Annotated in this window: 5 protein-coding genes; all 5 read left to right on the top strand. The window is 60.4% G+C overall.

The features are described 5' to 3' along the window. The first annotated feature begins 103 nt into the window (after nucleotides 1-103). The 5 genes from ACOCD2_RS10430 to hemG all read left to right on the top strand — a co-directional run bounded on the left by ACOCD2_RS10430 (nucleotide 104) and on the right by hemG (nucleotide 6,197). Entirely contained in the window at nucleotides 104-328 is a 225-nt protein-coding gene (locus ACOCD2_RS10430) for a carboxypeptidase-like regulatory domain-containing protein (protein ID WP_293647394.1), read from the top strand. A gap of 237 nt (nucleotides 329-565) precedes the next feature. Next, entirely contained in the window at nucleotides 566-1,624 is a 1,059-nt protein-coding gene (locus tag ACOCD2_RS10425; RefSeq protein WP_293647396.1) for a universal stress protein, read from the top strand. Continuing rightward, entirely contained in the window at nucleotides 1,621-2,781 is a 1,161-nt protein-coding gene (locus tag ACOCD2_RS10420) for a PCP reductase family protein (RefSeq protein WP_293647398.1), read from the top strand. Before ACOCD2_RS10425 ends, ACOCD2_RS10420 begins: the two co-directional genes overlap by 4 nt. Then, entirely contained in the window at nucleotides 2,774-4,789 is a 2,016-nt protein-coding gene (locus ACOCD2_RS10415; RefSeq protein ID WP_293647400.1) for a radical SAM/SPASM domain-containing protein, read from the top strand. Before ACOCD2_RS10420 ends, ACOCD2_RS10415 begins: the two co-directional genes overlap by 8 nt. 4 nt (nucleotides 4,790-4,793) lie before the next feature. Next, nucleotides 4,794-6,197 carry a protoporphyrinogen oxidase gene (hemG, locus tag ACOCD2_RS10410; protein WP_293647402.1) on the top strand — a complete coding sequence of 468 codons (1,404 nt, stop codon included), beginning with the start codon at nucleotides 4,794-4,796 and terminating at the stop codon, nucleotides 6,195-6,197. Nucleotides 6,198-6,328: the final 131 nt, after the last annotated feature.

Raw genomic sequence — 6,328 nt, 5'->3', positions numbered from 1 at the left:
CGCGTTCGGAGGCCTACTTTGTTTTCCCTCTGGCGCAAGGCACGCCGGGAAAACAGTGCGGCCTCGCGGCTACTGGGGTCTACCAGCCTTCGCTTCGCTCTCCATGGCTGGCAGCGAGTGTGATGCACACGATTTCATGCACGGCTTCGTGTTCGTCGCCCGGAACCCCTACTTTGCGAAGGTTGCGGAAGACGGCAGCTACACCATTGCCGACGTCCCCCCCGGCAAGTACACCATCAAAGCCTGGCATGGCATGCTGAAGAACCAGAAAGCCAAGGTAACCGTCGATGCCGGAAGCAAGGCAACCGTTGACTTTACCTTCAAGTAATTCAGCAACCGCAACAGAGGAGCAGACAGGGTGATTGCAAAACGCAGATGGCGGCTCAGCCTCATGGACAGCATGGCACTGATAGCCGGTATCATCAATCTGCTGGTAATCGGCTATATTGTGGCTTACTGGTTTACGCAGCGATAAGCCACCCGCCCTCTGTCCGATGCAAATCAGCCGTGTATGCCCTAACGAATACACGGCTGATTTCTTTACAACCCAAGGCCCGAACAGACCATGACCGCACAAACCCAAGCTCATCCGGAAGAAGACAAGGCAGTTCTGCCCGGTTACTCATCCCTGCTGCTGGCCGTCGATTCTTCTGACCATGCGAACCGCGGCACGCTGGAGGCCATCGGCCTGGCCACGCACTTCCATGCCAGGCTGACCGCAGCACATGTATATGCCGCCAAGCTCCACGATGCCCGCTTCCGGCAGATGGAAGGGGGTCTGCCCGAGCAGTTTCGGGAAGAGCAGGAACTGGAGCGTCAGCGTGACGTGCATGACGATCTGATCACCCGGGGCCTGTCCATCATCACCGATTCCTATCTGGATCAGGTGGAAACTGTCGCTGCAGACCGGTTGCCGGTAGAGCGCTGTTCCCTGGAAGGCAAGAACTACCGCGAACTGGTGAACGAAGCCAACAGCGGCCGCTATGACCTGCTGGTCATGGGCGCCCTTGGTCTGGGCGCCGTCAAGGGCAGCCGCCTGGGCACCGTCTGCCAGCGTGTTTCCCGGCGCAGCAGTATCGACACGCTGATCATCAAGGATCCGAACTGCTCACTCAGTGACAGCCCCATCGTCGTGGGCGTGGACGGTTCTGCCAAATCCTATGGCGGGCTGCTCACCGCCCTGAGTCTGGCAAAAGCCTGGGGCAGCGATGTGAAGGTGGTTTCCGCCTTCGACCCCTATTACCACTATGTTGCCTTCAACCGTATTGCCGGCGTGCTCTCGGAAGAAGCCGGCAAGGTATTCAGGTTTCAGGAGCAGGAAAAGCTCCATGAGGAAATCATCGATTCCGGTCTGGCTAAAATTTACCAGGGCCACCTGTCGGTGGCGCAATCCATCGCAGCGGATCACGGCATGGAAGTGGAAACCGTGCTGCTGGACGGCAAGCCCCATGAAGTCATCAATCGTTACCTGAATGAATTCAAACCCGGCCTGCTGGTGCTGGGTACCACGGGCATCCATGCCGATCCCGAACTCGATATCGGCGGCAACACCGAATACCTGCTCAATGACGCGCCCTGTGCGGTGCTGCTGAGCCAGCGTGAGTACCAGCCCCAGCTTCGGTGAGCACCTCCTGGACCCAGGAGGCAGAGGCCCGCATGGAACGGGTGCCCTCCTTCGCACGCAGCATGGCGCGCATGGCCATCCTGCGCTACGCCCAGGAAAAGGGTCACACGGTCATCACCGAAAGCATTGTCGAAGAAGCCACCGCCCAGCTCATGCCCGGCCATGCCGGAGAGGCCATGGAAGAAATCGTCAGCGCTTATGATCGCGGCGAACTCAGGCGCCAGCCGGATGCTCCCCAGGTCATGCGCTGGAGCGACGAAGCCACTGCCTTGCTGCTCAGCATCAAGGATCTCAGCCTGCGGGGCAACCTGAGCATGCGGGCAGAAAAGAAGGCCCGTACCGAAAACAGCCCGACGGTGGAAGCCGCGCATCTGCAGACATTCCTCCACGACGATATGCCCAGGGGCGATTTTCAGCCCGGCACCATGGCCGCAGCACTACCCCACACACAAGCCCCTGCCACTGAGCAGGCTGACAGGTCACAGGAACTGCAATGGCAGGCGGCAGCCCTGGCACGACTGATGCGCGTACCCGAGGGCTTCATGCGTGACAGTTCCAGACAACGCATCGAGGACTATGCCCGGAAGCTGAGACTCGTGGAAGTCTCACTGGAAACCGTCGAAACCGGTCTGGCAGAAGCACGCAAGGCCATGGAAGCGCAAACGGGTGCCGGCAGCACAGTAAAAAAAGCCGATGGCGCCAGCGCTTGCCCGTTCGGGGGGATGATGCAGTCCGGCAGCCCGGCCCGGTCCCTACAGGAAGATTCTCAGGAACTGCCATGGGATGCGGAAGCGGAAGTCCTGCTGAACAACGTCCCTCCCGGATTCTGCCGTGACATGACACGCAAGGCTGCCCAGGGCATTGCCGCGAGGAACGGGCGGAAAAAGATCGATGCAAGCTTCATTCAGGAGGTTCTGCAAACCTTCCAGTCAGGCTCGGAACAGAGCAGCGAAACCATGCCCTGGGCTGCGGAAGCCCGCCAGCGTATCGCCAGGGCGCCGGACAAGGTTCGCGGTATGCTGATTCAGGAAATAGAAGGCTGGAGCCGGCACCGAAACCTGCCGGAAGTGAACGAAGCTGCGGTGGATGCCGTAAAAGCCCTCTGGGCAGAACGCGGCATCTTCCATCTCGACCCCGACGACCCGCGCAATGGATAACGATCTCTTCCTCATTGCAGTCAACCTCACGCGCCGCTGCAATCTGACCTGTGCCCACTGTTACATGGACGCTGAAACCCGGCACAGCGGCGGAAAGGACGAGCTGAACACAGAGGAAGTCAGGAAACTGCTGACAGACATCGCTTCGCGCAGCAACGAAACCATGGTGGTGCTCACCGGCGGCGAACCTTTGCTGCGGCGTGATCTGGCGGATCTCGTCCGTCACGGCAACAGCCTGGGGCTGACCATGGTCATCGGCACCAACGGCGTACTCCTCACGGAACAGCGGGTGCAATCTCTCAAATCTGCCGGCGCAATGGGAATGGGCATCAGCCTGGATTCCCTGGATCCTGCCAGCCATGACAGTTTCCGGGGCTGTTCCGGCAGCTGGGAAAAGACCCTCGCCGGCATGGATCACTGCCGCAGGCACGACCTGCCCTTCCAGGTGCATTTCTCCGTCACCGAACGAAATGCCCATGAAGTGCAGTCCATGATTGATTTTGCCACCGCCAGCGGCGCCCATGTGCTGAACGTCTTTTTTCTGGTTTGCACCGGCCGGGGTGAATCCATGTCTGATATCAGCCCTGCGCGCTATGAACAGGTGCTCAGGCAACTGGTGGAAGCACAGGAGAACAGCAGGGATCTGATCATCCGCGCCCGCTGCGCGCCCCACTACAAACGCATTGCCTATGAGCACAACCCGGAATCCCCCCTCACACGCGCCCAGGGCTACGAAGGCGGCGGATGCCTCGCCGGCATCCACTACTGCCGCGTCACGCCGGAAGGTGCGGTTACCGCCTGCCCCTACATTCCCGATGAGGAAGGCAGCATCCGCGAACAGGGCTTCTGGGAGATCTGGGACGAAGCGCCAAGCTTTGAGCGCCTGCGCAATCCCGAACTCAGGGGCAAGTGCGGCAAGTGCGAATACCAGAAACTCTGTGGCGGCTGCCGGGCGCGTCCCCTGGCCATGGGCGGTGACCTCATGGATGCCGATCCCTGGTGCGGACACATGCCCAGCGGCCGCGCCGTCATCCAGCCGCTGGCAGAAACGGCCGCGGATGAGATAAGCTGGACGGAAGACGCCAGCCGGCGCCTTGAACGCATTCCCGGCTTCCTGCGCAAGATGGTGCGCAAACGGGCTGAAAACCACGTGCGCAGCCTGGGCGAGCACACCGTAACGACAGATCACCTGAGCACCCTGGCGGCAAAACGTTTCGGCGACAGCTTCCCCGTGAAACGTCCCGATGACAGGAAGCCCGTGGGAGGAACCAAGCCCCTGGCCTGGACCGCTGAAGCAGTCACCTGGCTGGAACAGCTTCCAGATTTCCTGCGCGATGGCATCTTCACCGTGGCGGAAGACGTGGCGCGCGGGGAAGGACGCCTGGAAGTCAATATCAGGCTGTTGCGGCGTCTGGAAGCTGGCGACAGCAGCGAACCCGGTCTCCCCTGGGAAGACAGCGCAACGACCCTGCTGAACGAACTGCTTGCACAGCGCTCGCCCCAGGCCGCCCTGTTCGTCAGGCCCACCCTGCAGAACGCCGCAGAGCGTGAAGCCCGGCGCCGCAGCGCTATCGTGGTGGCCTGCGAAGACGTGGAAAAGGTATTCAGCACCGATCTGGCCGGCGTCAGCTGGAGTACGGAAGCCTTGCAACGTGTCGAATCCGCACCGGATTTCGTCCGTGCAGGAATCAAGAAGGCCGCCGAATTCAACGCCCGCCGTGAAGGCATCGAAACCATCATGCCGGAAGACCTTACACGTTTCCGCAACCGCGCCATGATGAAGGCAGTGCGGCGCATGAAAGGCTTCGGCATGCAGGAGCTGGACTTCAGCGCTTTCGATATTGCGAGAAACCGCGTCCCGCGGCTGAAGGAAAATACCCAGGCGGTGAAGCGCTTCTCCGAGATCCGGCAGTACGTGGAATCACAGCAGGATCCGGAAACGGGCGGTCTGGGCCTTCTCGACCGGGAACTGCTGGATAAGATGAAGGCCGAGCTGAAGAAAAGGTGACTGTGTGAAGAGCCAGGTACTTATCATCGGCGGCGGCATTTCCGGGCTCTCCACGGCCTGGTGGCTGGCCCAGCGGGGTATCTCCGTAGAGATCTGGGAATCCGGATCTCGCCCTGGTGGAAAAATCCGCAGCCACAGCGAAGCTGGCTATCTCACCGAGGACGCCGCCGCACTGCTGGTGAATTTCCGCCCTCAGGTGGACCAGATGATATCCTGCCTGGGTCTGGATGAGCACCGGCAGCAGCGCAATGAAGGCCTCAACCGTTATATCGTTCACCATGACAGACTCACCCCTGTGCCCATGCTGCTTCCCGCATTGCTGACGTCTTCCCTGTGGAGTCTGCCCGCCAAGCTGCGCCTGATGGCGGAACCTTTTGTTCCCAAGGGCGCCCACACGGGTGAGACGGTATCAGAGTTCATCCGGCGCCGGCTGGGACAGGAGGTACTGGACACGGCTATGGATGCTTTCGTGTCCGGCACGCTGGCATCCGACCCGGATCTGGCGGAGGCCCAATCCGTCCTGCCCCGGCTCACGACACTGGAGCAACGCTACGGCAGCCTGACCATGGGCATGTTTATCAACAAGGTGATCAAGCGTCGCCGCGCAAACAATGCCGATACCTTTTCCTTCGACAACGGGATGGAGCAACTGATACAGGCACTGGTACAAACACCCGGCATCCGGCTGCGCACCAGCGCCAAGGCGTTGCGCATACAACAGGTGAAACGGGGCTGGCGGGTGCAGGGAAAGATCGGTGGCCTGCCTGCAGATCTGCAGGTGCCTCAGCTGATTCTGTCCACGCCCGCAGATATCAGCAGCCAGCTGCTCGAAGAGACGGATACCACGCTGAGTGGCCTGCTCGCCGACATCGAATATGCACCTGTTGGCGTTGTACATCTGGGACTGAACAGCAACCATATTCAGCACAAGCTGGATGGCACAGGCTTCCTCGTTGCCAAACACAACAGCCTGCCTGTCAATGGCAACCTGTGGATGAGCAGCCTGTTCCCTCACCGGGCGCCGCCGGGAAAAACCTTGCTGAGCAGCTATATCGGCGGTATGCGCCATCCGGACCAGTTGCAGCAGGATGACGAAACGCTGGCAGGAGCGGTACTGGACAGCCTCCGCCCGCTGATGAAGATAGAGGGTGATGCGGATTTCATCAGCATCCGGCGACATCCACGAGGCCTGCCCCTGTATCATGGGCAATACCGCGCCAGACTGGCGCAGATTGCGACATGCCTTCAGACCTTGCCCTGCCTGCAGCTCAATGCCAACTATATCGGCGGTGTGTCGGTTCGCGAGCGGATTTACCAGGGCAAATGCACGGCACAGGCCGTCACCGGAAACCTGAAACAAAGCAACAGCATCAGCCACCCACAACAGATACTCACGCCCAGTCACTGATCATGCCGGAAATCAAGCGTGTCTTCGACCTCGTGATAGATTTTGGGACATCCCAGTCCCCAAAATCGACTCGGCCTTTGACAACCTATTGGTGCCCCAGCCGTCCTGGTCACCAAGCACTACGCAACAAC

It is taken from the genome of Thiolapillus sp., assembly GCF_048562965.1.
GTDB lineage: Bacteria > Pseudomonadota > Gammaproteobacteria > Chromatiales > Chromatiaceae > Thiolapillus > Thiolapillus brandeum_A.
The sequence above is the reverse complement of the archived record's forward strand: the minus strand, read 5'-3'. Positions and strand labels throughout refer to the sequence as shown.